The following is a 25,877-nucleotide window of genomic DNA, read 5'->3' on the forward strand; positions in this document are numbered from 1 at the left end:
TTGCGGTCAGGCCAGCAGCGCCGCCAGTGCCGCCGGCAGTCCGGCATTCGGCTTTTGCGGCGGCCGCGCGAAGCTGCCTTCCCGGGCGCTGCCGGCGCGCAGTGCCACCAGCGATTCGCAATGACGCACGGCGCTGCTGACGCCGTCGACCACCGGCACCGGAATCTTGCCCTGTAGCGAGCGCGCCAGTCCGGCCAGCGGCGCGCCGGCCACGATGATCACATCGGCGCCGTCCTCGCGCACGGCCTGCAGGCTCATCGCTTCCAGCCGTTCGGCGTGGTCCTGCTGGACGCTGCCGATATCCCGCAACGGCGACTGCAGTGACCGGATGCTCGCCAGCCGCGAGGACAGACCGTTTGCCGCCACGCATTCGCGATACCACGCCTCGATGCGGTGCGAGATGGCGATGATCGAAAAGCGCTGCCCCAGCAGGCAGGCGCTGGCCAGCGCCGCTTCGGTCATGCCCACCACGGGCACATCGAACAGCTCCTTGAGTCCGGCGAGTCCCGGGTCGCCGAATGCCGCGACCACCAGCCCGTCGAAGTTGCCGGCGTGTTCGGCCGCCGCGCAGGCCGTGGCGTAGCCGCCCACCAGTGCCTCGAAGCGGGTTTCGATATAGGCCACGCCAAAGCCGGCGGTGGCCATGGTGATGCGCGTGTCCGGCGCCGCCGTGCGCTGCGCTTCCGCGTGGATCAGGTCGGTGACCGATTCGCTGATGTTGGGATTGACGATCAGAAGGTTCATGGTCAGAGCTCGGGTTGTCCCGCTTCCAGGAACCGGCCGCGACCGGCCGTGGGTTCCAGGTATTCGCCGTTGCGCACGATCATTTCGCCGCGCGAGAACGTGGTCATCGGCCAGCCGGTAAGTTCGATGCCTTCATACGGCGTGTAGTCCACGGCGTGGTGCAGGTTGGTGTTGGCAATGCGCACCCGGCGCGCCGGGTCCCACAGCACGATATCGGCATCGGCGCCCACGGCGATGGTGCCCTTGCGCGGATACAGGCCGTACACCTTGGCGGGCCGGTACGACGTCAGGTCGACAAACTGGTGCAGCGACAGCTTGCCGCGCTGCACGCCATCGAACAGCAGCGGCAGCCGCGTCTCGATGCCCGGCACGCCATTGGGAATATGGTCGAACGGCTGGGCGGTGCCGCCGAGCTTCTTGCCCTCGGGGTCGTCATAGTTGAACGGTGCGTGGTCCGACGAGAACACGCTGAACACGCCATTGGCCAGCGCGCGCCACACGGCGGCCTGGTTTTCCGGGTCGCGCGGGGGCGGGCTGCAGATGCACTTGGCGCCCTCATAGCCGTCGTCGCCGGGCAGGCCCATGTCGTCGGCGGTCAGGTACAGGTACTGCGGGCAGGTCTCGGCCAGGATCTTCAGGCCACGGCCCTGCGCCCAGCGAATCTGCTCGATGGCTTCCTTGCCCGATACGTGCACGATCAGGATCGGCACGTCGACCAGTTCGGCGAACGAGATGGCACGATGCGTGGCTTCGCGCTCCACCACGGCGGGGCGCGCCAGGCCGTGGAAGCGCGGCGCGATGCGGCCTTCGCCGGTCAGCTTGTCGGTCAGCCACGAGATGCAGTCGGCATTCTCGGCATGCACCATCACCAGCGCCTGGTTCTGGCGCGCCACGTCCAGCACTTCCAGCATTTCTCGGTCAGACAGCTTCAGGTCGTCATAGGTCATGTAGACCTTGAACGAGCTGTAGCCCTGGCGGATCAGTGCGGGCAGTTCGTCCTGCAGCACCGCCGGGGTGGGGTCGGCCACGATCAGGTGGAACGCGTAGTCGATCACGGCACGCCCGTCGGCGCGGCGATGGTAGTCGGCCACGGCCGCCTTGAGCGAGTGGCCTTTTTCCTGCGCGGCAAACGGGATCACCGTGGTGGTGCCGCCGCAGACGGCGGCGCGCGTGCCGGTGAAGAAGTCGTCGGCCATGCGCATGCCGTCGGGCATGGGCTGGTCCAGGTGGCAGTGGCCGTCGACGCCGCCGGGCAGGGCCAGCAGGCCGGTGGCGTCCACTTCCTGTCGGCCGGCGGGCAAGCCGTGGCCCAAGGCCACGATCTTGCCGTCGCGTACGCCGATGTCGCAGTGAAAGCGGTCGGACGCGGTGACCACGTCGGCATTGCGGATCACGAGGTCGAGATGGTTGTCTGCAGGCATGGTCATCACTCTCCGATGCTACTGGGGTTATTCGACGTCGCGGAACAGGCGGCCCCAGCCCTTCAGGGCGCGCGTGTCCACGCCGGCCAGGCGCAGCGACTTCCACACCACCGTGGAGATCGTGTCGTAGAGCGGAATGCCGGTCTCGGCCTCCAGTTCCTCGGCCAGATGTGCCGCGTGCAGGTTGGTGCAGAACGTGGTGATGGCCTGCACATCCTGGGTGGCCAGTTCGCGCACCATCTTGCGGATCGTGTCTTCCTGCACTTCGGCGAAGCTGTAGTTCACGTGCAGGTCCAGGTGACGCTCGGCCGATGCGTCGAAGCCGCTGCGCTTGTAGTTGGCGATGATGCGCTGCTGCACATCGTCCAGGTAGGGCGTGGCCAGGCCGAAGCGGCGCGCGCCGGTCTTCTCCAGGATCTCGTTCAGGGCCAGTACCGAGGTGGTGGCGGGAATGCCGGTGGCTTCCGTGATCTGCTTGCACAGTGCCTGGTCGCGGTCGAAGCCAAGCCAGCCGGACGACGTGCCGTTCCAGGCAATCACGTCGACGCGGGCATCGGCCAGCAAACGGGCGGCCCCCAGGATCTTTTCCAGGTCGAACTGGCCCAGTGCCTGGTCACGCAGCGAAATCTCGGTGACTGTGAAGCGCGAGAAATGCGCGCTGACGTTGGGCAGGCCGCTCACCATCGCGCTGGTGATCGGTTCCAGCGCGGTATTGGACGACGGCGTCAGCATGCCGAGACGAATTTTCTTGCTCATGTTGTTTCTCAAGAGTGGGTCGGGCACCGTCTGTGTGCGGTGCCTCGATGAAAGAGGGGATTTACTGCTCGGGCTTGTCGTTGAAGGCGAGCTGGGTGCCCGGCACGCCATGGCTGGTGCGCGCGAGTTCCAGTTCGTGCTTCAGTGCGGCTTGCCGTTTGGCATCGGGCTTGACGCTGTTGCCGGCCTGCAGTGCGGGCAGCACATAGTCGTTGACCATCTGCCGGTACAGGTCCAGGTACTTGGCGTCGCGCAGGCCGCCTTGCGTCGACATGATGCTGTTCATGACGATGACCGCGTTCTGCTTCGGCAAGACCGTGATGAACTGGCCCTTGTAGCCCATCGCGCTGAACTCGCGTTCGGACTTGACGATGTTGTTGACCCAGCAGTAGTAGCCGTAGTCCCTGGCCGGCCCGTTGGGGGTGGTCATTTGCGCCACCCATGCCGCGGGCACGATCTGCTGGCCGTTCCAGCGGCCCTGGTTCAGCATCAGCATGCCCAGGCGCGCCATGTCGATGGAGCGCAGGCGCAGGCCCCAGCCTCCCGACACGGCGCCCTTGCCATCGGCACCGTCCCAACGGAAGTGCGACATGCCCAGCGGCTGGAACAGGCGCTGCGCGGCGTACTGCTGCTCGGGCATGCCCGTGACCTGGCTGATCGTGGCGCCGACCAGCACCGGGTTGACGTCGATGTAGTCGAACTCGGCGCCGGGCTTGGCACGCACGCTGGCCGACGCGGCCACCTTCAGGCGGTCGGGTACGCCGTAGTACAGCGTGTCGGTGCCTTCGACGAGCTTGTACGACAGGCCGCTGGCCATCGACATCAGGTGGCGCAACTGGATCTGCTGCTTGTCGGCCAGCGCGGGAGCCAGGTCGGGGCGGGCAGCAGCCAGGCGCGGGGCCGGCGTGTCGGTATCGCTGAGCTTGCCGTCGCCAACCAGCGTGCCCACCAGCAATGCGCTGATGAACTTGGTGACGGAGTACAGCTCGTGGTTGTAGTCGCGGCCCAGTCCGTCGCCGTAGCGCTCGAATACGAGCTTGCCGTCCTTGATGACCAGCAGGCTGCGCACATCGAGCTGATCGCGGCGAATCCATTCGGACAGCGCGACGAGCCGCGTGGAATCCACGCCGACTGCTTCGGGCTGCGCCGTGGGAATGTCGCCAGCGGTGGCGGCCATGGCCTGCACGGCGCCGGCCGCGAGTACGACGGCGGCGGCGATCAATGACAATCGTTTCATGGGTGTCTTCTCCAGCCGGATACGGGATTGGAAGCGCTTGCCGGTATCAGACCGGGAGCTTCTTTTCGTAGTCGATGGCCGTGGATGCCAGCAGCAGGCCCACGCCGGCCGCGGCAAAGAACATCAGCGCCAGGAAGTACGAACCCGTGTACTGCACGATCATGCCGACGATGATGGGTACGCTGATGCCGCCGATATTGCCGCCCAGGTTCATCACGCCACCCAGGAAGCCGATCTTGTTGCGGGTGCCCAGGATCGACGGAATGCACCAGAACAGGCCGCACCAGCGCAGGAAGAACAGCGTGGACGAGAGCAGAGCCACCACCACCACCGGGTTGGTCACGTAGGCCACCGAGAAGATCGAGACCGTGGCCACCACGGCGGCGATGCCGAACAGCGTGCGCATGACCACGTTCGGGCGTCCGCCGGCTTCCTTCCACTTGTCGGCAATCCAGCCGCCGATCAGTTCGCCGATAAAGCCGCAGAAGAAGATGATGAAGCTGGCGCCGCCCATGGCCTTGATGTCGAAGCCGTGCACCTTGTTCAGGTAGTTCGGCATCCAGGTCAGCAGGCCGTAGAACACGGTGTTGAAGCACATCCAGCCAATGGCCATGCACCAGACCGAGCGGTACTTGAAGAAGTCGAGCGAGCGGCCCGACAGGTTGGCCGGTTCGGCGCGGTGCTCGTTGGCTTGCGCGTCCTCGATATAGCGGGCTTCCAGTTCATTGACGCCGGCGTGTTCGCGCGGCGAATTGCGGATGTACCACCACGCCACGGCACCGGCGATGACCGTGCCCACGCCGGCTACCACGAAGGCCAGGCGCCACGAGCCCAGCGATGCGATGAGCCAGGTGATGATGATGGCGCCAAGTGCCGCGCCCAGCGGTGCGCCGCCGTCCAGCAGCGTGGCGCCGCGGCCGCGTTCGTTCTGCGTCATCCAGATGGCGTTCAGCTTGCCGCCGGCCGGGTAGATCGGCGCTTCGGCGGCGCCCAGGCCCAGGCGGGTCAGCAGCAGGGCGGTGGAGGTGGTGCATACCGCGGCCAGTGCCTGGAATGCGCCCCAGAACACGGTGGCGCAGGCAATCACGATGCGCGGCTTGTACTTGTCGGCAAGCATGCCGCCCGGCACCTGCATCAGCGCATAGGTCCAGAAGAACGAGCTCAGGATCAGCCCCTGCATGGTGGGGCTCAGGTCGAATTCCTTGGCAATCAGCGGCATCGCCACCGACAGCGACGCGCGGTCGATGTAGTTGATGGCAATGAGGAATAGCATCATCAGGAAGATCTTCCAGCGGACGCTGCTGCGCGGGGCCGTCATCGTGGCGGCCTGGCTTGTGGTTGGCATGACAGGGGTCTCCTTGGGCTCGGGGTACTGCGTTTTCGAGGCGGTTTCTGTTTGGGATGTCGCGCAACTGGACGGAGTATAGGATACGTAATCTGTAATTACAACGCTGCTAAGTTATTGATTTATATAGTCATAGGGTAAGCACTAATTCGGTGAAATGGCGGTGTGTTAGTCTTCGCCCTGGTGCAGATTCCCTCTTCTGGTGATGTTCGTGACACAAGCGCTTCCTAAAACCGCCCGCCTCCGCACACTCGGCATGTCAGCCGAAATCGCGGCGAACCTGCGCACCATGATCCAGGAGGGAGAACTGCCGCCGGGCGCTCGCATCGACGAGCGCGCGTTTTGCGAAGCATTCGACGTATCGAAGACGCCGCTGCGCGAGGCGCTGAAGGTGCTGGTGGCCGAAGGGCTGGTGCTGCATCGCCAGTACATTGGCTATCGCGTGGCGCCGCTGGACCTCGATGAACTGCGCGAAACCTTCGAGACGCTGCATGGCCTGGAGGCACACGCCGGCGAACTGGTGGCGCAACGCCTGACCGATGCTACGCTGACGAAAATCGAGCGCAAGCACCAGGCCATGATCGACGCCCACGACGCCGGCAAGCGCACCGACTACTTCCGCATCAACCAGGAAATCCACCAGCTCATCATCGACAGTGCCGACAACGCGGTGCTGTCCGGCATCTATGCCACGCTGATGAGCAAGGTGCATCGCGCGCGCGGTGCGGCCAATGCCGATCAGCTGCGCTGGCAGGAATCGCACGAGGAACACGAGGCCATCATGGCCGCGCTGCGAGAGCCGGGCCGCCCACGGCTGGCCGGCATCCTGCGTGACCATTCGGAGAACACCGCGCGGGAAGTGCTGCGCGTGGTGGAGCAGACGCTATCGGAGCCCGCCGCCCGCGTGGCCAATGCACGGCGGGGCAGGTAACACTGACATTGCAGAAGGGTGGGCCGTCAGCCGCCCGCGTCCGACGGCTTGACGCTGCGCCACGTCCGGTCCAGCACCATGCGGTACGAGAACCGTTCGGCCGGGTGCACCGACCACGCCATCTCGATCAGGTTGCCGCTGGTGTCGCGGTACTGACGATTGATCCACAGGCCGGCCGCACCAGCGGGCATGCCGAGCAGCCCGGCAATGTCGTCGGGCAGCGCGGCGGCGTGGATGATCTGCTCGATGCGCGAAACCGCCACGTTGAACTGTTTCTCGATCAGATGGAACACCGACGCCTCGATATCCTGCTCGGCACCGCGCACGCCGCGATAGTCCGGATGCACCCACACCTCGTTGTAGCAGATCGGCGTATCGGCATCGTCGCCGGTGCGCACCCCACGAATCACCAGCCATAGCTGCCCCCGGTAGGGATGCAGCACCGGGTCGGCGTTTTCGTCGACTTCGCGAAGGTCGCGCGACAGCACATGCATGCGTGTGGTAGCCGCGTATTGCAGCAGGTCGCCCACCTGGCCTACGGCCAGTTCATACCCCTGCTTGGCACGCGAGGCCGTGACCACCGTGCCCACGCGCGGGGTGCGCTTGATCAGTTCCAGCCTGACCAGCCGTTCGATGGCGGCGCGCACCGTATGGCGGCTGGCGCCGAACTGCTTGCAGAGTTCCATCTCGGTCGGCAGCTTGCTGCCCACAGGATACTTGCCCGATTCGATCTCGGCACGCAGGCTGCGGGCCAGGGCCAGGTAGCGCGGGATGGCATCGGCGCGCACGCTGTCGTCCGTGTTGGCGATGTCGTCTGGGAGGTTGCCGCCGTGTTCCATGGATCGCGATGCCTGGCTTCAGAGTAAAGGTGGTCGAAACGTTGATCGAAACGGATGGTCGCAGGATAGCCGGGACCCATCATGGCGAGCAAGCGTTGGCGGGTAAGCGTCAGCCGCCCCGGCCGCGTCCGCCCCACAATAGCAGCGCTGCCGCCAGCACTGGCACGATGGCCAGCGCCAGGTAGGCCGCGCTCAGGCTGTGCATGCGTTGCGCGAAATAGCCAAACGCGAGCGGGCCCGATACCACGCCAAAATACGTGCAGAACAGCGCGCCGCCGGTCACCGACGCCACCCGTCCCGGCGGCGCCAGCCGCGCCACTTCGCCCAGGTAGACACCGTTCCATCCGATTGCCGTCGCGCCCAGCAGCGCGGCCACCAGGCAGAGCGGCACCAACGTCCACTGCGACGTAAACATGCCCACCGCCACGGCGGCGGCGCTCATCAGCACGGCCAGCACCACCAGCACGCCACGCGGCGCGCCGGCCATGTCGGCGATATGACCCCAGGCCAGTCGCCCCGCGATGCCCGCGCCCTGCGTCACGGCGTAGATCAGCCCGGCCTGCGTCAGTCCGATGCCGATCTCGGCGGTCAGGTACACCATCAGGTAGCCGCTGACCGATAGCTGGCAGGCCGAGAACAGCAGCGAGACCGCCGCCATCGAACGCAGGCTGCGGTCGCCGAGCACATCGGCAAACATCTGGCGCAGGTTGGCACGCAGCACGACCCGACCGGTGGCGGCGTCGTCATGAATGCGTCGCAACGGCTGGCTCAGCGCCGCGATGGCCAGCCCCGTGGCCGCCAGCACGCCTAGCGCGGCCTGCCATGACGTCAGCGCAGCCAGCGGCGGTAGCACGGCGCCGGCCAGCAGGCCGCCAGCCGGCACGCCAGTCTGCTTCAGCGAGAAGATGAAACCCATGCGCCCCGGCGACGTCGTGCGCGCCAGGATCTGTGAACTTGCCGGCGTGATCGGCCCATAGCCAAAGCCGCTGGCCAGCGCCGCCACCGGCCGCAGTTCCGGCACGCCGGTGGCCAGCATGCCCAGCGCCGCCGCCTGGGCCAGCAGGCCCAGTTGCGAGGCCCGCACCGGCCCAAGCGCCCCGACCAGTCCCGCGCCTGCCAGGCTGCCCCCCATCCCGCCGATATACACCAGCGACAGGAACACGCCGACGCTGGTCAGTGCCACGCCCGGCATCACGGGCGCCAGCACGGCAAACGCCAGCGTGGCGGCCGTGGCCAGCATCTGGATGGCCAGCGTGCTGGCCAGCGTCAACGCCGGTTGCCCGGCGGCGGGTGCCGGCAGGGCAGCGGTCATGAAGCGTGACGCTTGTCGAAGTCCCAGACCGACTCGAAGTCCATCAGCGTGTTGAAGCGCGGGAAGTCATACAGCTTGTCGCCGATGCCGAGCGATGTCCGGTTGGTCTGCAGATGGCCGTACACGTCCTCCAGCGCCTTGCCCATGGCCAGGAAGCCAACCGCCGGGTAGATCGCGATGGAAAAGCCCATCTGCTCCAGCGTCTCGGCCGGCAGTACCGGCGTGCGGCCCGTTTCCACGACGTTGACCAGCAGCGGCAGGTCGAAGGTGCGGCCGATGATCTCCAGTTCCTTCTCCGATTCGGGCGATTCCACGAACAGGATGTCGGCCCCGGCGCGCGCATAGGCTTCGGCACGGCGCAGTGCCTCGTCGAGCCCCAGCGTCGTGCGCGCATCGGTGCGGGCCAGGATCAGGAAGTCGCGGCTACTGCGCGCTTCCACGGCCACCTGGATCTTCTTGACCATGTCGTCCACCGGAATCACGCGCCGGCCCGGCGTATGGCCGCATTTCTTCGGGAATTCCTGGTCTTCGAGCTGGATCACGCTGGCGCCGGCGCGCTCGTAGCCACGCACGGTGTGCGCCACGTTGAGCAAGCCGCCATAGCCGGTGTCGCCATCGCAGATCATCGGCACCGTGGCCGCCGAGCAGAACGCGCCCACGCGGTTCACCATGTCGGTGTAGGTGGCCAGGCCCGCGTCGGGCAGCCCCAGGTACGAGGCAACCGTGCCATAGCCGGTCATGTAGAGGCAGTCGAATCCCATGCGCGTGGCGATGCGCACGGAGATCATGTCGAACACGCCGGGCGCGGCGATCAGCCGCTTGCGTGCGAGCAGTTCGCGCATGGACGGACGGGCGGTGCCCTGGGAGGGGGTGGTGGTCATCAGGCAGCTTCCTTGACGGGATAGATACGCAGTTTCATGCCATGGGCGTTGGCCATGCGCGCTTCGAACGCGCGGATTTCAGGGGTGATGCCGATGCCGCGGAATCCACCGCGCACGCACGCGGCATCCACGTCCTTGTAGGCATCGAGCCAGCCCAGCGGCAGCGGTTGCGCCTGTGGCAGCGACAGCCACAGCCGGAACAGATGGCGCTTGCGCTCGGGTTCGGGATGGTCTTCGTACTCGGTGCGCGAATGCAGCACGATATGGTTGTTCAGCAACTGGATATCGCCGGGCTGCAGGTCCATGTCATAGCACAGGTCCTCGCGTGCCAGCAATGCGTCGAACATGTCCAGCGCCTCGGTCTGGCTCGGCGACAGGCGCGGTACGTCGGGAAAGGTCGCCTGCGCGCCCTTGATGTGGTTGCGGATGTGGCGGCACGCAAACTGCCCGTCGCGCATGCCGAAGATCGGTGCCTCGTACCAGGGGGTTTCCTCGGCGGCGTGCTCGCCTTGCCGGCTGAAGACCAGCGGGGCATACAGTTCGGCGGCCAGGTCCGGGCGCAGCCGCACCATCTCGTTGTGCGCGGCAATCGAACTGGTGATCAGGCTCGATCCGCCCTGCTTGGCGGTGCGCACGCAGAACAGGCCCACCATGTCGCTGCCGTCGGCGTGGAAGTCCAGGCCCGAGCGCGTGTTGTAGCCGCGTCCGGTGCTTGAGCGATACGTACCGCCCGCGTCGCGTACGTCGGACACGAACTGGCTCATCTTGCCCTGCGGACGCGCCACGCCCAGCAGCAGGCCGATGCCCCAGAACAGCTTGCGCAGCGCATCGGTGTCCCAGCGCTCCACGGGGAATCCACGCAGCAGCTTCGCGCCGAAGCCGCCCTGCGTGTCGTCGATCAGCGCCACCAGGCGGCGGCGTACGCGGGCGTCCAGCGGAAAGTCCTCGATCGACATCTCGAACATCTCGCGGCCAGTGGCCAGCGCATGGCGCAGCGCGTGCTCCAGCGCGTCGATCTCGTCGGCTTGCAGCACGTGGATCCAGCTCTGGTCGCGCTCCATGTCGGCGCGCGTCCAGCCGCCCGGTACCGGGCGGATCGTGTCGAGGGTCGGCATTTCGGTCTTGGTGGTAGTCATGTCGGCGTCTCTTATTCCGCTTGCAGGTTCACTTCCTTGGCCAGCCGCTGCCAGGCCGCGAAATCGGTCTTCACCTCGGCGTTGAATTGGTCCACCGATTGCGCCACCGGCGTGGCCGCCTGTTCGGCGAGGATTTCCTTCATGTCGGGCGCCATCACAATGTCATGCACTTCCTTCTGCATGCGTTCCAGCGCGGCGCGCGGCGTCTTGGCCGGGGCGTATAGGCTGTAGGACGTGTAGACCTCGAAGTCCTTCATGCCGGACTCGATCATCGTCGGTACGTTGGGCAGGGCGGGGGTGCGCTGTGCGCCGGTCACGGCCAGCGGGCGCAGCTTGCCGGACGTGATGAACGGCTTGGCGGTCAGCACGCTGGTCACGCCAATGGTGGTGATGCCGCCGATCACGTCGGTCATCAGCGGCGCGCCGCCCTTGTAGGCCACGTTCACCATGTCCAGGTGCTGCTGCTTGTTGTACATCTCGCCCACCAGCCGGGTCATGTTCTCGGAGCTGCCATACGAGTACTTGTCGGGCTTGGCCTTCACGTACTTGGCGAAGTCCATCGCGTTGGTGGCCGGGAACTGGGTTTGCGTGACAAAGACCAGCGGCGACTTGCACACCATGGTCACGCCGATCAGGTCGCCGAACGTGTCGTACGGCATCTTCTTGTAGAGGATGGGATTGAGCAGGTGCGTGTTCACCACCAGCACGTAGGTGTGGCCATCCGGCGCGGACTTGGCGACGAAGTCGGTGCCGATGATGCCGTTGGCGCCGGGACGGTTGTCCACCACCACGGTCTGCTTGAGCCGGGGCGTCAGCCGCTCCGCCAGCCGGCGGGCCACGATGTCGGTGCCGCCGCCGGCCGAATAGGGCACGACGATCCTGACCGTCTTGTCCGGGAATTCGGCGTGCGCGGGCAGGGCCAGCGCGGCGCAGCCCAGCGACAGGGCCAGGGCGGTGATTTTGTGTGGGGCGAACATGCGGTTGTCTCCTCTTTTCGTGCGACTGATGTGGCCCGGGCGGAACCGGATCGGAATCGTCGTGTCCGTATTTATTATTTTGTCCGGACAAATGGTGAGACAAGCATAGGAAGGTAGCCCAACGCTTGCAAGGCGGACGGTCTTGGTGCTTTCCCTATGCCAACAAATTTTGATCGAATCAGGGAAAACGCTGAGTTTGCATACGAATGCAAGAAAAGTAGTCTGCATACGTATGCACAACCCCACACGGAAAAACCCATGATTCGATACCTCAAGCGTGGACGCGACGTCCAGGCACGCGCTGAAGACGATACCGCCGTTCGCAACACCGTAGAAGGCATCATCCGCGACATCGAGACGCGCGGCGACGCCGCCGTGCGCGAGTACAGCAAGAAGTTCGACAACTGGGACCCGCAGGACTTCTGCCTGTCGGACGCCGCCATCGAACGCGCGATGAAGAGCCTGTCGGCGCGCGAACTCGAAGACATCCGCTTTGCCCAGGCGCAGGTGCGCAACTTCGCGCAGATCCAGCGCGACTCGATGCTCGACGTGGAAGTGGAGACCCGCCCCGGCGTGTTCCTCGGTCACCGCCATGTGCCGATCAACGCCGTGGGCTGCTACATCCCCGGCGGCAAGTATCCGCTGCTGGCGTCGGCGCACATGAGCGTGCTGACCGCCAAGGTGGCCGGCGTCAAGCGCGTGGTGGCCACGGCGCCGCCGTTCCACGGCGAGCCGCACCCGGCCATCGTTGCCGCCATGCACATGGCCGGCGCCGACGAGATCCTGGTGCTGGGCGGCGTGCAGGCCGTGGTGGCGATGGCGGTTGGCACATCGAGCATTGCACCGGTGGACATGCTGGTCGGCCCGGGCAACATGTTCGTGGCCGAAGCCAAGCGGCAACTGTTCGGCCGCGTCGGCATCGACCTGTTTGCCGGCCCCACCGAAACGCTGGTGATCGCCGATGACTCGGTGGACGGCGAACTCTGCGCGGTCGACCTGCTGGGCCAGGCCGAGCATGGCTTGACGTCGCCGGCAGTGCTGCTGACCGACAGCGAAGCGCTGGCGCACGCCACCATGGCCGAGATCGAGCGCCAGCTCAAGATCCTGCCCACGGCACAGATCGCCGCCAAGGCATGGGCCGATTTTGGCGAGGTGATCGTCTGCGATTCGCGCGAGGAGATGCTGCAGAAGGCCGACGAAATCGCGTCGGAGCACGTGCAGGTGATGACGCGCGACCCGGACTGGTTCCTGAACAACATGAGCAACTACGGCGCGCTGTTCCTGGGCCCGCGCACCAACGTGGCCTTTGGCGACAAGGTCATCGGCACCAACCACACGCTGCCCACCAACAAGGCCGCGCGCTACACGGGCGGCCTGTGGGTCGGCAAGTTCCTGAAGACCTGCACGTTCCAGCGTGTGACGACCGACGCCGCCAGCGCCGAGATCGGCGAATACTGCTCGCGCCTGTGCCACATGGAGAACTTTGCCGGCCATGGCGAGCAGGCCAATATCCGCGTGCGCCGCTACGGCAATCGCCCGGAAGTGCCCTGGTACGAGCCGGTGCCGGAGCTGCAGCAGTGACAGCGGCTACGCCATTGCCCGCGTTCGGCGGCTTCCGGCTCGACGGCAAGCGCGCGCTCGTCACGGGCGGCGGCCGCGGGCTGGGCCTGGCGGCCGCCGTGGCACTGGCCCAGGCCGGTGCCGCGGTGACGCTGGCGGCCCGCTCGGCTGATGAGCTGGAATCCGCCTGCGCCGCGATCCGCGCGCAGGGCGGCAGCGCCGACTTCATGGTGCTGGACGTCACCGACTCGGCGGCCGTGCGGCACGCGATCGACAGCCGTCCGCCGTTCCAGGTGCTGGTCAACAACGCGGGCATGAACCGGCCCAAGCTGCTGACCGAGGTGGCCGACGACGACATCGACGCGGTGTTCGCGCTGAACGTCAAGGCCACGTTCTACGTCTGCCGCGAGGTGGCGCGCAGCCTGCAGGCCGCCGGTCTGCCGGGCTCGATCATCAATGTTTCGTCGCAGATGGGGCATGTGGGCAGCCCGCGCCGCACGCTGTACTGCGCCAGCAAGCACGCCGTGGAAGGCATGAGCAAGGCGCTGGCGTGGGAGCTGGGCCCGGCGGGCATCCGCGTCAACACGCTGTGTCCCACGTTCATCGAAACGGCCCTGACCGCGCCGATGTTCAAGGACGCGTCGTTCCGCCAGTTCGTGCTCGACAAGATCGCGCTCGGCCGGCTGGGCCGCATCGACGAGGTGATGGGGCCCGTGGTGTTCCTGGCCAGCGACGCGTCGAGCCTGATGACGGGCAGCGCGCTGATGCTGGACGGCGGCTGGACGGCGGCATGAAGAAGGTCACCGCCCACGACGTGGCCCGGCTGGCGGAGGTGTCGCAATCCGCCGTCAGCCGCACGTTCACGCCCGGCGCCAGCGTGGCGCCCGAGACGCGCGAACGCATCGAGATCGCCGCGCGCAAGCTCGGCTATCGGCCCAATGCGATTGCGCGCAGCCTCATCACGCGCCGCAGCCGGATCATCGGGCTGGTGATGAGCTATCTGGAAAACCAGTTCTACCCGGTGGTGATCGAGCGGCTGTGCCAGGCGCTGCAGCAGGACGGCTACCACGTGCTGCTGTTCATCAGCGAGACCGAGGATGCCGACAACGTGCTGGCGGACATCCTGCAGTACCAGGTGGATGGCATCGTGATGGCGTCCACGACGCTGTCGTCGGCGCTGGCCAACGATTGCCAGAACGCCGGTATTCCCGTGGTGCTGTTCAACCGCGTGGCGCAGATGGGCGCCATGGGCGCGTTTTCCACGAGTTCGGTGACCTCCCAGAACCGCGAAGGCGGCCGGCTGGTTGGCGAACTGCTGGTGCGCACCGGGCATCGCCGCATCGCGTGGCTGGCCGGCGCCGAGAACGCATCGACCAGCCGTGACCGCGGGGCCGGGCTGCTGGACGCGCTGGGCGCGGCGGGCCTGCCATTGCATGCGCGCGGCGTGGGCCACTACGACTTTGCCGAAGCACGGCGCGCCATCCTGGAGATGTTCAGCGACACCGCCAACCAGCCTGACGCGGTATTCGTGGCCAATGACCATATGGCCATCGCCGTGCTGGAAACGCTGCGCACCGACCTGGGCCTGCAGGTACCGCGCGACGTGTCCGTGGTGGGCTTCGACAACGTGCCCCAGGCCGCGTGGCCGTCGTTTGACCTGACCACCGTGCAGCAGAACATCGAGCAGATGGTGGATGCCACGCGCACGCTGCTGTTCGACCAGATCGGCGGCCAGGTCATGGCACGCAGCGTGGACGTACCGTGCGTGCTGGTGGAACGCGGCACCGTGCGTGTGCGCGAAGCGGCCGAAACTGGCGCCGCCCCCAAATCCCCCCAACGCAAGCGCAAGACAACATGAACCAACACCAAGACATCGCGGCGCTCTGTGCTGGCCGCCCCGTAGCCATCGTCGGCGCCGGGCTGGTTGGCGCCGGCTGGGCCATCGTCTTCGCCCGCGCGGGCCTGAACGTGCGGATGTTCGACGCCAATCCCGACATCACCCGCAAGGCGGTGCCGCTGATCGAGGCACAACTGGCCGGGCTGCAGCGGCATGGGCTGATCGACGAAGAGCCGGCCGTGGTGCTGGCCCGCATCACGCCGGTTGCCACGCTGGCCGAGGCGGTGGACGGTGTGGCCTACGTACAGGAATCGGTGCTCGAACGCGTCGACGTGAAGCGGCAACTGATGGTGGATCTGGACGCGCTGGCCGCGCCCGACACCGTGATCGGCAGCTCAACGTCCGGCATTCCCGGCTCGGCCTTCGCGCTGGGGCTGTCGATTTCGCCACGCGTGCTGATCGCCCACCCGGTCAACCCGCCGTACCTGGTGCCGGTGGTGGAACTGGTGCCGTCGCCGGAAACCGCCGGGAGCACGGTCGACTTTGCCGACGCGCTGATGCGCGCCGTGGGTCAGGCCGTGGTGCACGTGCGCAAGGAAGTGGAAGGCTTTGTGCTGAACCGCCTGCAGGCTGTGCTGCTGCGCGAGGCCTGGGCGCTGGTGCAGGAAGGTGTGGCCTCGTGCGAGGACGTCGACAAGACCATCCGCGACGGCCTGGGCTGGCGCTGGTCGTTCATGGGCCCGTTCGAGACCATCGATCTCAATGCGCCGGGCGGCGTGGCCGACTACGCGGTGCGGCTGGGGCCGCTGTACCAGCGCATTGCCGAGTCACGCACCCATGAGGCGCCCTGGGACGCCGACCTGATCCGCGAGGTGGAGTCGCACCGGCGCCAGCACCTGGCAGACGCCGACCTGGAAGCCCGCCGCGCATGGCGCGACGAACGCCTGATGGAATTTGCCGCCACCCGGCGCACGCAAGACCCAAGGACCTGAGCCACGTCCTTTCCAGAACACATACAACCCAGCAAGGGCACGCAGATGCCTTCATCCCGATAAAACAGGAGACCCTCACCATGCAACAGCCCTTCAGCGTATCCAACCGCGCCCGCCGCCGCCTGCTTGGCGTCACTCTTGCCCTGGCCGCCTGCGGCCTGCCTGCCGCGCACGCGCAGAGCGACTACCCGAACAAGCCGATCCGCCTGATCGTGCCGTTCGCGAATGCCGGCGTGACTGACACCAGCGCCCGCATCGTGGCTGAAAAGCTCGGCCAGCAACTGGGTCAGCAGATCGTGGTGGACAACAAGCCTGGCGCGGGCGGAAACATCGGTACGCAGATGGCGGCCAAAGCCGAACCCGATGGCTACACGCTGCTGCTCGGCTACGACGGCACGCTGGTGATCAATCCGAACGTCTACGCCAAGGTGCCGTTCGATCCCGTGAAGGACTTCACGCCCATCGGCAAGATCGGCGACGCGCTGCTGCTGATCGCGGCCAATCCGAAGCTGGGCATCAAGACCGTGGCAGACCTGCAGAAGTACGCGAAGACGCTGCCGGGCGGCGTGTCGTACGGTAGCGCCGGCAACGGCAGCACCACGCACCTGGCCGGCGAAATGTTCCACCAGCGCACCGGCATGCCGATGACCCACGTGCCGTACAAGGGCGGTGGCCAGGCGCTGCTGGATGTGGTGGGCGGCACGCTGCCGGTGACGTTCGCCGCGGTGACCGGCGCCATGCCGTTCGTCAAGGCGGGCCAGATCGACGCGGTGGCCGTGACTTCGCGCGAGCGCGCGCCGTCGCTGCCCAACGTGCCGACGCTGATCGAGGCAGGCATGAAGGACTTCGAGATCAATTCCTGGGTGGGTCTGATGGCACCGGCCCGCACGCCGAAGCCCGTGATCGACAAGCTCAACGCCGCGCTGCAGAAGGTGCTGGCCGATCCGGCCATGCGCGAGCGTCTGTCGTCGCTGGGCATTATCGCCACGCCGGGCACGCCGGACGCCTACGGCCGCGAGATCGTGCGTGACCTCGAAAAGAACAAGGCGATCGTCAAGGCTGCCCATATCCAGCTGGACTGACCCATGACCACACTGTTCGACAAGATCTGGGGCGCCCACGCGGTGGCCCGCAACGATGCCGGTGAAGACCTGGTCTATATCGACCGGCATCTGGTGCAGGAGGTCTCCAGCCCGCAGGCGTTTGCCAGCATGGCGGATTCCGGCCACGCGCTGCGTTCGTCGCCGCGCCATATCGCGGTGCAGGACCACAACGTGCCCACCACGGCGGACCGGCTGACGAATATCCCCAACGCGGAAAGCCGCGAACAGATCGCCACGCTTCGGCGTAACACGCAGGCCACCGGCATGCGGCTGTTCGACCTGGACCACCCGCTGCAAGGCATCGTCCACGTCATCGCGCCAGAGCTTGGCTATGTGTTGCCGGGCAGCACCGTGGTGTGCGGCGATTCGCACAGTGCCACGCTGGGCGCGATGGGTGCGCTGGCCTGGGGTATCGGCACCTCGGAAGTGGCGCACGTGATGAGCACGCAGAGCCTGTGGATGCGCAAGCCGCGCACGCTCGGCATCGCCATCTCGGGCGCGCTGGCGCGCGGTGTCTACGCCAAGGACCTGGCGCTGGCCATCATCCACCATATCGGCACCAGCGGCGGCAATGGCTACGGCGTCGAGTACTTTGGCCCCACGGTGCAGGCGCTGTCGATGGAGGCCCGGCTCACGCTTTGCAATTTGACGATCGAGGCGGGCTCGCGCTTCGGGCTGATCGCCCCCGATGCCACCACGCTGGCCTACCTGCGCGACCGCGTGCAAGGCGCGGCACGCGAGCACTTTGAACAGGCCGCCCAGGTCTGGAGCGCGCTGCGCACCGATGATACGTCCGACTTCGATCGCCGCGTCGACTTCGATGCCACCACCGTCGCGCCGCTCGTGACGTGGGGCACCACGCCCGCCGACAGCGCCGAGATCACCGGCCGTGTTGGCGACGGCGCGCGCCTCGACGAGGCCGCCGAGCGCAACCGCCTGGAAGAGAACCTGGCCTACATGGGACTGGAGATTGGCCAGTCGCTGTCGTCGGTGCCCATCGACGTGGCTTTTATCGGGTCGTGCACCAATGGCCGGCTCGAAGACCTGCGCGCCGCCGCCGACGTGGTGCGCGGGCGTCGCGTGGCCACGGGTGTGCGTGCGCTGGTGGTGCCCGGGTCGGGCAGCGTCAAGCGCGCGGCCGAGTCCGAGGGCCTGGCACAGGTGTTTGTCGACGCCGGTTTTGAATGGCGCGAATCGGGCTGCTCGATGTGCATCGGCATGAATGGCGACAGCCTGGCGCCGGGCGAGCGCTGCGCGTCCACGTCGAACCGGAATTTCGAGAACCGGCAGGGGCAGGGTGGCCGCACTCATCTGATGAGCCCGGCCGCCGTGGCGGCGTCCGCGCTGCAGGGGCGCCTGACCGATCCCCGGGAGTACCTGGCATGAAATCCGTGATTGCAGAAGTCCAAGGCCGCGCCGCCGTGATGCAGCGCGACGACATCGACACCGATGCCATCTTCCCGGGCCGCTTCCTGCGGCTGGTGCAACGCACCGGCATGGGCGCGCACCTGTTTGCCGACTGGCTGGCCGAAGGGCGCCACGAGGTGGCCTTCATGGCCGAGCCGTCGCCGCCGCGCGTGCTGGTGGCCTTGCAGAATTTTGGCTGCGGCTCGTCGCGTGAACACGCGGTCTGGGCACTGTCCGATTACGGCGTGCAGGCTGTGGTGGCGCTGTCGTTCGGCGATATCTTCCGCAACAACTGCGTGAAGAACGGCGTGGTAGCCGCCATCGTCACGCCGGCCGACCACGCACGCCTGCTGCAGGCACTGGCCGCCGCTGGCGACGCGCCGCTGCACCTGCGGGTTGCCGAACGCAGCCTGCAATTGCCAGATGGCAGCGTCATCGCTATCACGCTGGCCGACGGGCACGCCGAACAATTGCTCTCCGCCGAGGACGAAGTGGACCGCACGCTGCGTTACGACGCCGAGCTGCGTGCCTACGAGCAGCGCGTGCAGCGCGACCAGCCGTGGCTGGCCTCGATGGACTGAGCCGCTGATCCCTACATTTCCCTTTTTCGCTTACGCACCGCGCATTACTGGAACCGCCATGGCCAATCCCATCCTCCGACAAAGACTTGCCGCCAAGGAATTCATCGTCATCCCCGGCGTGCAGGACATGATCGCCACCGTCATGACGACCAAGGTCGGCTTCGACATCATCTACGGCTCGGGCTACTGGCTCACCGCGTCCAGCCTGGGGCTGCCCGACGCCGGCATCGCCACCTACACCCAGATGGTCGACCGCATGCGCACCATCACGCGTACGTCCAAGGCCGCGCTGATCGCCGACGCCGACACCGGCTACGGCGGCCTGCTCAACGTGCACCACACGGTGCGCGGCTACGAGGAAGCTGGCGTGACCGCGATCCAGATCGAAGACCAGGAATTCCCGAAGAAGTGCGGCCATACGCCGTTCAAGCGCTGCGTGCCCATCGAGGACATGGTCGAGAAGATCAAGGTTGCGTCGGAAGCGCGCGAGGACAAAGAGAACTTCCTGATCATCGCCCGCACGGACGCCCGCGCCAGCCTGGGCGTGGACGACGCCATGCGCCGCATGGAAGCGTATGCGAAGGCCGGGGCCGACATCCTGTTCTTCGAGGCCCCGCAATCGGAAGAAGAAATGCGCCGCGCCTGCGAGGCGTTCGACCTGCCGATGATGGCCAACATGGCCGACGGCGGCAAGACGCCGATCCTGCCGGCCAAGGTGCTGGAAGAGATCGGCTACTCGCTCGCGATCTTCCCGGCCATGACCAGCCTGGTGGCCGCCGCCGCAATGGAGGCGTCGCTGCGCCACCTGAAGGAAGCCGGCACCAGCCTGTCGCCTGACATCCCGATGGCCGACTTCAACGAGTTCTGCAGGTTGATCGGCTTCGAGCAGGTCTGGGATTTCGAGAAACGCTGGGCGCGCTAAGCACAACGACCCGCGACGACCCGCGACACAACAACGACAGGAGGAGACTCAAATGCCGATCGCCAATCCAATCCGTGGCCGTACCCTGTATCAGGGCGCGCTGCTTCTTTCGGCTGCCGTGGCAGCCGCCACGTCGATCACGCCTGCCATGGCGCAGCCCGCATGGAAGCCGGATCGCCCGGTGACCATCGTGGTGCCCTACGTGCCGGGCGGCGGCACCGACGCCTCGGCCCGGGCCACGGCCAAGCTGCTGGGCGAGCAGTGGGGCCAACCCGTGCTGGTGGTCAACCTGCCCGGCGCGGATGGCCTGATCGGCACGCGCAAGGTCACCGAAGCCAAGCCCGATGGATACACGCTGTTGCTGCAGACGCCGGCCATCGTGCTGACCAAGCACGCGCCGTCGTTCACCGGCACCGACCCGCTGGCCAGCCTGGTGCCGGTCACCAACATCGCGCAATCACCAGGCGTGATCGTCGCCAACGGCAAATTCCCGGCCACGTCGCTGCCGGAGTTGATCAACTATTGCAAGACCGCCACCACGCCGTGCTCGATGGGCACCGGTGAAAACGTGGCCAAGCTGTTCGGCCAGCAGTTGAAGGCCGAAGTGCTGCCGAATCTCATCGTGGTCAACTACAAGGGCACCGCGGCCATCATCACCGACATGATCGCCAACAACGTCAACTTCGCCGTGACCGGCGTGGCGTCGGCGCTGCCGCACCAGAAGGCCGGCACGCTGAAGATCGTGGCCAACCAGGGCACGCATCGCTTCGCCGGCGCGCCCGACGTGAAGACCGTGATCGAGACCGGCTTGCCGCAGTACGAATACACCACGTGGTTTGGCCTGTTCGCACCGAAGGGCACGCCGCCGGCGGTGACGCAAGCCATCTACGCTGCTGTGCGCGAGGCCATGAGCCATGCGGAGCTGCAAAAGGCCATCACGGCGGCCGGAGCAGAACCGCTGGTGAATACGCCGGACGAATTCGCGGCCCAGGTGCGCAAGGAAGACCAGCGGTTCACGGCGCTGGCCAAGCGCTTTCCGTTGAACTGATGGCCGTGGCGTGACGGTTCCGGCGCGCCGGGCCCGCACGCCTGGCGCGCTTTTTGTATCGGCCTGTATCGCGGGCGGGCTGGCCATACATGCCGATACGCCGGGCCTGTACGCCGGCCACAAACGCGATACATCCGGCTTTCCTAATCCTTCGCACATACAGCGGTTCGGTGATCGATGTTGCCGAGCGGTTGTCTCCAGCATGCGAGGTGAAGGACATGAAGTCGGAAAGATCCAAAGGCAGGGCATTTCGCGCCCGCAGGGCCGCGGCAGCGGCAACGGTAGCGCTGCTAGGCGCCATCAGTGCCGGTGCGGCCGCTGCAGGGCAAGAAGCGGTGGCTACCGAGGGATACCTGGAAGTCGGGCCCGACATGCGGCTCAGGCGGATGGTCGTGAGCCCAACGCAGGCCAAGGGGACGGTGCTGTTCCTGCATGGCTTTCCCGAGACCATGCTGGCCTGGAAAGAGGCGGCGGCGACGCTTGGGCGCGACTTCGAAGTCCATGCATTCGACTGGCCAGGCTACGGCGACTCTTCGCGGCCGCCGGCGGACCAGTTCAGCTACGCACCGCGCGCCTATGCCGACGTGCTGCAACGCTACATCGACAAGGCCGGCATCGACCGCCAGCGCCTGGTGATCTACGCCACCGACATCGGCGCGCTGCCCGCGTTGCTGGCCGCAATCGACCGGCCCGACATCGCGCACACCATCATCGTCGGCGACTTCGCGCCGTTCAATCGTCCCCAGTACATGCAGGAACGGCTGCAGGCCATGAAGGACCCCAAGTCGGCGCCGGTCGTGCGGAAGGTGTTCAACGACACCCGCGACGAGATCCTGCAGAACGCCTTCACGCGGGGCTTGCCCGATGTGGCCCGTTATGAACTCAGCGCGGAATACCGGGCCGACATGGCGCGGGGCTGGCAGAACGGTTCGCTGACATCGGCCGACGCGTTCTACCACTACTACTCGCATTTCACGCGCGACCAGGATGCGTTCGAGGCCGCGCTCGACCGGCTCAAGACGCCGGTCAAGGTGGTCTGGGGCGAGCGGGATATCTTCATCACCCCGGGAATGGGCGCCGAATTCGCCGCGAGGGCAAATGCGCCGCTGCACGTGCTGCCCGGTGTCGGCCACTATCCGCATCTGCAGGACCCGCAGCATGCCGTGGAGGCTGTGCGCGAAGCGTTCCGCTGATCCGCGGCTTGCTGCGCTGCAAGAATCAGACAGCCCCCGACAACTCTGCCACCTGACAGGCGCTATCGTCTCTCCGTAGCTGTGGTGCTTCTTCCGGCCCGATCCATCTCCAGTGGCGGGCTTTCTTTTTTTGCGCGCCGGCTGCGGTATATTCGGCCGCTTGACACGACACGCATACAGGAAGGGCATGGACAAGAAGCGGATTCGGGTATCGCATGTGGCAGTTCCCGGCGATCTCAGCGTCCTGAAACTGAAGGGTTACCTGCGCACGGCGCTGGCCGAGGCGGCTGAAGCATCGGGCGACGAGATCCTGCTGGTCAAGGTGCTGGTGCCGCAGGCGCTGGGGCTCAAGGCCGGGGAAAAGCTGTTCGACAAGGTGCTGCAGGGCATCGTCGACAAGGACAAGCGGGTGAGAAGGGTGTCGGTCGAGTTTGTCGACGGCGAGATCACGGCCGAGAAGATCGCTGCCAGCGAGGCGCGTACGCAGAAGGAAATCGACGCCTACGGCCACCTGCTGGAGGACGACAAGGCAGGCGAAGAAGACGAAGCAAAGTGACCACCGTGGACCTCACCAACCTGGAGCGCCAGCTCGCCTTCCTTCGCGAAATCGACCGCCTGAAAGGCGTGCTGCGGATGTCGCCGCTGATCGACCAGTCGCGGCGCGAGAACAGTGCCGAGCATTCGTGGCATCTCGCCATGTATGCGCTGGTGCTGTCCGAGCACGCGGCGGCACCGGTCGATGTGGTGCGCGTGGTGAAGATGCTGCTGCTGCACGACATCGTGGAGATTGATGCCGGCGACACGCCATTCCACGATCCATCGCAGCAAGCCGACCAGGCCGAGCGCGAGCGCCTGGCTGCCGAACGGATTTTCTCGTTGCTGCCCGCCGCGCAGGGGACCGAGTTTCGCGATCTCTGGGCCGAGTTCGAAGCTGCTGACACCGACGACGCCCGATTCGCCAAGGCGCTGGACCGCTTTCAGCCGCTGATCCACAACGTGGCCACCGACGGTGGCACGTGGGTCGCGCATCAGGTCAGCGAAGCGCAGGTAAATGAGCGCTACGGGCCGCCCATCGCACGCGGCGCGCCGGCGCTATGGGAGGCGGCCACCCGGCTCGTGCAGGAACATTTTCGTGGCTCGTCCAAAGAGAACACGCCGGAGTGAGTGACGGGTCGCGCCGGTCAGGCTGCTGCCCCTTCGCGTTCCAGCCACGAACGGAACAACCCCACCAGTGCATCGTCGGCCTTTTCGTCGGGCACGTAGCTGCAATAGCTGCGTGACGGCAGACGCGGGCTATCGAATGGCGTGACCAGCCGACCGGCGGCAAGGTCGTGCGATACCAGCGCGGTGGGCCCCATCGCCACGCCGATGCCGTCGATGGCGGCCTGCAAGCTCAGGTAGAAGTGGTCGAAGGTCAACGTCGCGGCCGGCCTCAGCGCCGGGATGCTCGCGCGGGCCAGCCAGTCCGGCCACAGCCGTGGCAGGCTCGATGTATGCAGCAGCGTGTGATCCCGCAAGTCGTCCGGCGTACGCAACGGCAGGCGCTGCAATAGCGCCGGGCTGCAGACCGGCAGCCGTTCCTCGGTCAGGAACGGGTGCATCGCATAGCCGTAGAACGTGTCCGGGCCGCCCCGGATCACGATGTCGTGGTCTTCCCTCAGCCCCTCCAGCGGTCCGTTCGACGTCTCCACCCTGACCTCGATGTCGGGATGCTCGGCGCGGAATGTCGCGAGTCGCGGCACCAGCCAGCGCAACGTGAACGTGGCGGGCGCGTTGACGGACAGCGTCCGACTGACGGCCTGCGGCATGCCATATCTCGCCGTGGCCTGCGAGAGCTGTTCGAACAAGGGGCCGATTTCCGCCAGATAGGCGCGGGCTGCCGGCGTCAATGTGACGCGCCGATTGTGACGCTCGAACATCGGCGTCCCGAGCCAGTCCTCCAGCAGGCGCACATGCTGGCTGACCGCGCCGTGCGTGACGTGCAGTTCGGCGGCGGCCTCCTTGAAGCTGCCCAGCCGGCCCGCCGCCTCGAAGGCGCGCAGGGCATTGAGCGGCGGCAATACGCGTTTCATTCGAAATAGTTTTTCTAACGTGAAGTGGCAATTTATCTCGGTTGCAGGCGCTTTACAAGATAGTTATCTTTGCTTTCGCCCCGTTTTCTCCCCCAATTCGCGATAGAGACACCCAGGACCCCATGCTTACCTACACCGGCGGCATCGTGCTGTTTGCCGCCATGCTCCATGCGAGCTGGAACGCGATGCTGCACGGCAATCGAGACCGGTTCCTGTCGATGGCGTGGATGAGCATCGCGATCGGCGCGGTTTCCACGTTCGTCGTCATGTCCAGCCCCTTGCCGGCCCCCGAGTCGTGGCCCTACATCGCCGCATCGGGGCTTGTGCATATCTTCTACAACGTGAGCCTGGTACGGTCCTATGGCCGCAACGACCTGGCGCTCGCCTACCCCATCGCACGCGGCTCGTCGCCGCTGCTGGTGACGCTGGGCGCGGCGCTGTTTGCGGGCGAGGCCATCCAGCCGTTACACGCACTCGGCATCGTGATGACCACGGGCGGCATCGTCGCCATCGCACTGCAGGGGCGTCACGTGTCGCGCTCGGGGGCGATGGCCGCGCTGGTGACCGGCGCGACGATTGCGCTCTATACGGTGATCGACGGCATCGGCGTGAGATTGTCCGGCGGTCAGTCGCTGGCGTACACCGCGTGGATGTTCCTGTCCTACTGGCTGATGCCGGTGCTGTTCGTGGTGATGCGCGGGTTTCCGTCGCTATGGAAGCCGGTGGTTGACCAGCCTCTGGCGGTGGGCACGTCGCTGGTCGGCGGGCTGGTGTCGCTGGCGGCCTATGGCATCGTGATCTGGGCGCTGCAGTCGGGCGCGATGGGCACGGTGTCGGCACTGCGCGAAACGAGCGTGGTGTTCGCGGTGCTGATCGGGCGCGTGTTCCTGCGCGAATCGGTCAGTGGGGCGCGCTGGCTGGCCTGCTTCGTCGTGGCGGCGGGCGCGGTGTGTCTGGGGCTTTGAGAGAAGGAGAAGCAAGGTGGGTGATACGAACAAGGTGGCTGGCCAGTGCCATTGCGGCGCGGTGCGTTTCGAGGTGACGCTGGCCGATGGTTTGCGCTCGGCGCGTCGCTGCAACTGCTCCTATTGCCGGATGCGCGGTGCCGTGGTGGTGGCGGCCGACGTGGGTGCGATGCGGTTCGTGCAGGGCGAGGATGTGCTGACCTGCTACCGCTTTCACACCGGCGTGGCGCAGCACTATTTTTGTTCCCAATGCGGCATCCACACGCATCTGCGGCGGCGCTCCGATCCGAACCTGATCGGTGTGAACGTGGCGTGCCTGGACGGGGTGAGCCCGTTCGACTTCGCCGAGGTGCCCGTCTCCGATGGCGTCAATCATCCGGGCGATACGGGCGGGCCGCCGCGGTTGGCGGGCACCATGCGCTTTATCCCCGTGGATTGATCTGTCCACGCGGGCTGGGCATCGCCGGGGTTTGGCATTGATGTAAGCTTGCGCCGGGCCTGTCAGCGTTTTTGTGTTCAGGGCAGTTAAAGGCTCACCGTCAACTTAGCCGGTGAGCCAGCATTATCTCAGCGATGCGGGGTGGGTGAAGCGTTCCTCATAGAGAATAGCAAACTGGT

The 25,877-nt window shown here is 66.3% G+C and carries 26 protein-coding genes; 15 read left to right on the forward strand and 11 right to left on the reverse strand.

The features are described from left to right. Positions 1–6 precede the first annotated feature (6 nt). The 5 genes from MFF62_RS28305 to MFF62_RS28325 all read right to left on the reverse strand — a co-directional run bounded on the left by MFF62_RS28305 (position 7) and on the right by MFF62_RS28325 (position 5,503). On the reverse strand, positions 7–744 hold the full coding sequence (locus tag MFF62_RS28305) for an aspartate/glutamate racemase family protein (protein ID WP_238266868.1): 738 nt from the start codon (positions 742–744) through the stop codon (positions 7–9). 2 nt (positions 745–746) lie between these two features. Beyond that, positions 747–2,165, reverse strand: a complete 1,419-nt coding sequence (gene hydA, locus MFF62_RS28310; RefSeq protein ID WP_238266927.1) for a dihydropyrimidinase — start codon at positions 2,163–2,165, stop codon at positions 747–749. 27 nt (positions 2,166–2,192) lie between these two features. Beyond that, positions 2,193–2,921: a maleate cis-trans isomerase family protein gene (locus MFF62_RS28315; RefSeq protein ID WP_238266871.1), complete on the reverse strand. Its 729-nt coding sequence runs from the start codon at positions 2,919–2,921 to the stop codon at positions 2,193–2,195. Between the two features lie 61 nt (positions 2,922–2,982). Beyond that, complete coding sequence (locus MFF62_RS28320) at positions 2,983–4,158, reverse strand: serine hydrolase domain-containing protein (RefSeq protein WP_238266873.1); 1,176 nt, start codon at positions 4,156–4,158, stop codon at positions 2,983–2,985. 46 nt (positions 4,159–4,204) lie between these two features. Continuing rightward, complete coding sequence (locus tag MFF62_RS28325) at positions 4,205–5,503, reverse strand: MFS transporter (RefSeq protein WP_238266874.1); 1,299 nt, start codon at positions 5,501–5,503, stop codon at positions 4,205–4,207. A 205-nt stretch (positions 5,504–5,708) separates the two neighbouring features. Here MFF62_RS28325 and MFF62_RS28330 point away from each other — a divergent pair, with 205 nt between their 5' ends. Further along, positions 5,709–6,434 (forward strand): GntR family transcriptional regulator, encoded by a 726-nt coding sequence (locus MFF62_RS28330; RefSeq protein ID WP_238266877.1) that lies wholly within the window; start codon positions 5,709–5,711, stop codon positions 6,432–6,434. 26 nt (positions 6,435–6,460) lie between these two features. Here MFF62_RS28330 and MFF62_RS28335 read toward each other — a convergent pair whose 3' ends face one another. The 5 genes from MFF62_RS28335 to MFF62_RS28355 all read right to left on the reverse strand — a co-directional run bounded on the left by MFF62_RS28335 (position 6,461) and on the right by MFF62_RS28355 (position 11,579). Next, positions 6,461–7,273, reverse strand: a complete 813-nt coding sequence (locus MFF62_RS28335; RefSeq protein ID WP_238266879.1) for a GntR family transcriptional regulator — start codon at positions 7,271–7,273, stop codon at positions 6,461–6,463. Positions 7,274–7,382: 109 nt separating this feature from the next. Then, complete coding sequence (locus MFF62_RS28340; protein WP_238266881.1) at positions 7,383–8,585, reverse strand: MFS transporter; 1,203 nt, start codon at positions 8,583–8,585, stop codon at positions 7,383–7,385. Further along, complete coding sequence (locus tag MFF62_RS28345; RefSeq protein WP_404990852.1) at positions 8,582–9,427, reverse strand: isocitrate lyase/PEP mutase family protein; 846 nt, start codon at positions 9,425–9,427, stop codon at positions 8,582–8,584. The genes MFF62_RS28340 and MFF62_RS28345 overlap by 4 nt, the downstream gene beginning before the upstream one ends. A 38-nt stretch (positions 9,428–9,465) precedes the next feature. Next, on the reverse strand, positions 9,466–10,602 hold the full coding sequence (locus MFF62_RS28350; protein WP_238266884.1) for a TauD/TfdA family dioxygenase: 1,137 nt from the start codon (positions 10,600–10,602) through the stop codon (positions 9,466–9,468). 11 nt (positions 10,603–10,613) lie between these two features. Continuing rightward, positions 10,614–11,579 carry a tripartite tricarboxylate transporter substrate binding protein gene (locus tag MFF62_RS28355; protein ID WP_238266886.1) on the reverse strand — a complete coding sequence of 322 codons (966 nt, stop codon included), beginning with the start codon at positions 11,577–11,579 and terminating at the stop codon, positions 10,614–10,616. 258 nt (positions 11,580–11,837) lie between these two features. Here MFF62_RS28355 and hisD point away from each other — a divergent pair, with 258 nt between their 5' ends. From hisD to MFF62_RS28415, 12 genes are all read left to right on the forward strand, one after another. Continuing rightward, positions 11,838–13,160, forward strand: a complete 1,323-nt coding sequence (hisD, locus tag MFF62_RS28360) for a histidinol dehydrogenase (RefSeq protein ID WP_238266888.1) — start codon at positions 11,838–11,840, stop codon at positions 13,158–13,160. Beyond that, the gene (locus MFF62_RS28365; RefSeq protein ID WP_238266889.1) at positions 13,157–13,933 is read left to right on the forward strand and encodes an SDR family NAD(P)-dependent oxidoreductase; all 777 of its coding nucleotides are present in this window, start codon (positions 13,157–13,159) and stop codon (positions 13,931–13,933) included. Before hisD ends, MFF62_RS28365 begins: the two co-directional genes overlap by 4 nt. Further along, positions 13,930–14,997, forward strand: a complete 1,068-nt coding sequence (locus MFF62_RS28370) for a LacI family DNA-binding transcriptional regulator (protein WP_238266891.1) — start codon at positions 13,930–13,932, stop codon at positions 14,995–14,997. The genes MFF62_RS28365 and MFF62_RS28370 overlap by 4 nt, the downstream gene beginning before the upstream one ends. Continuing rightward, positions 14,994–15,968, forward strand: a complete 975-nt coding sequence (locus MFF62_RS28375; protein WP_238266894.1) for a 3-hydroxyacyl-CoA dehydrogenase — start codon at positions 14,994–14,996, stop codon at positions 15,966–15,968. The genes MFF62_RS28370 and MFF62_RS28375 overlap by 4 nt, the downstream gene beginning before the upstream one ends. An 80-nt stretch (positions 15,969–16,048) precedes the next feature. Next, positions 16,049–17,050, forward strand: coding sequence for a Bug family tripartite tricarboxylate transporter substrate binding protein (locus MFF62_RS28380; protein ID WP_238266896.1), 1,002 nt, complete (start codon positions 16,049–16,051; stop codon positions 17,048–17,050). Between the two features lie 3 nt (positions 17,051–17,053). Beyond that, a complete protein-coding gene (leuC, locus tag MFF62_RS28385) occupies positions 17,054–18,457 on the forward strand; it encodes a 3-isopropylmalate dehydratase large subunit (protein WP_238266904.1) in 1,404 nt (467 codons plus the stop codon). Continuing rightward, on the forward strand, positions 18,454–19,059 hold the full coding sequence (gene leuD / locus MFF62_RS28390; RefSeq protein WP_238266906.1) for a 3-isopropylmalate dehydratase small subunit: 606 nt from the start codon (positions 18,454–18,456) through the stop codon (positions 19,057–19,059). The genes leuC and leuD overlap by 4 nt, the downstream gene beginning before the upstream one ends. A gap of 58 nt (positions 19,060–19,117) precedes the next feature. Further along, entirely contained in the window at positions 19,118–19,981 is an 864-nt protein-coding gene (locus MFF62_RS28395; protein ID WP_238266910.1) for an isocitrate lyase/PEP mutase family protein, read from the forward strand. 52 nt (positions 19,982–20,033) lie between these two features. Continuing rightward, a complete protein-coding gene (locus tag MFF62_RS28400) occupies positions 20,034–21,029 on the forward strand; it encodes a tripartite tricarboxylate transporter substrate binding protein (protein ID WP_238266911.1) in 996 nt (331 codons plus the stop codon). A gap of 218 nt (positions 21,030–21,247) precedes the next feature. After that, on the forward strand, positions 21,248–22,222 hold the full coding sequence (locus MFF62_RS28405; protein ID WP_238266912.1) for an alpha/beta fold hydrolase: 975 nt from the start codon (positions 21,248–21,250) through the stop codon (positions 22,220–22,222). A 187-nt stretch (positions 22,223–22,409) separates the two neighbouring features. After that, positions 22,410–22,778 carry a hypothetical protein gene (locus MFF62_RS28410; RefSeq protein WP_238266913.1) on the forward strand — a complete coding sequence of 123 codons (369 nt, stop codon included), beginning with the start codon at positions 22,410–22,412 and terminating at the stop codon, positions 22,776–22,778. A gap of 5 nt (positions 22,779–22,783) precedes the next feature. Beyond that, positions 22,784–23,386, forward strand: a complete 603-nt coding sequence (locus tag MFF62_RS28415; protein WP_238266929.1) for an HD domain-containing protein — start codon at positions 22,784–22,786, stop codon at positions 23,384–23,386. 17 nt (positions 23,387–23,403) lie between these two features. Here the strand turns inward: MFF62_RS28415 and gcvA are convergent, their stop codons facing one another. After that, complete coding sequence (gene gcvA / locus MFF62_RS28420) at positions 23,404–24,294, reverse strand: transcriptional regulator GcvA (protein WP_238266914.1); 891 nt, start codon at positions 24,292–24,294, stop codon at positions 23,404–23,406. Positions 24,295–24,416: 122 nt separating this feature from the next. On the opposite strand from gcvA, the gene MFF62_RS28425 reads away from it, so the two are divergent. Next, positions 24,417–25,259: a DMT family transporter gene (locus MFF62_RS28425; RefSeq protein ID WP_238266915.1), complete on the forward strand. Its 843-nt coding sequence runs from the start codon at positions 24,417–24,419 to the stop codon at positions 25,257–25,259. A gap of 16 nt (positions 25,260–25,275) precedes the next feature. Beyond that, positions 25,276–25,698 carry a GFA family protein gene (locus MFF62_RS28430; RefSeq protein WP_238266916.1) on the forward strand — a complete coding sequence of 141 codons (423 nt, stop codon included), beginning with the start codon at positions 25,276–25,278 and terminating at the stop codon, positions 25,696–25,698. The last annotated feature ends 179 nt before the right edge of the window (positions 25,699–25,877 follow it).

It is taken from the genome of Cupriavidus pauculus (assembly GCF_022179805.1).
In the GTDB taxonomy this organism is placed as follows: Bacteria; Pseudomonadota; Gammaproteobacteria; order Burkholderiales; family Burkholderiaceae; genus Cupriavidus; species Cupriavidus pauculus_E.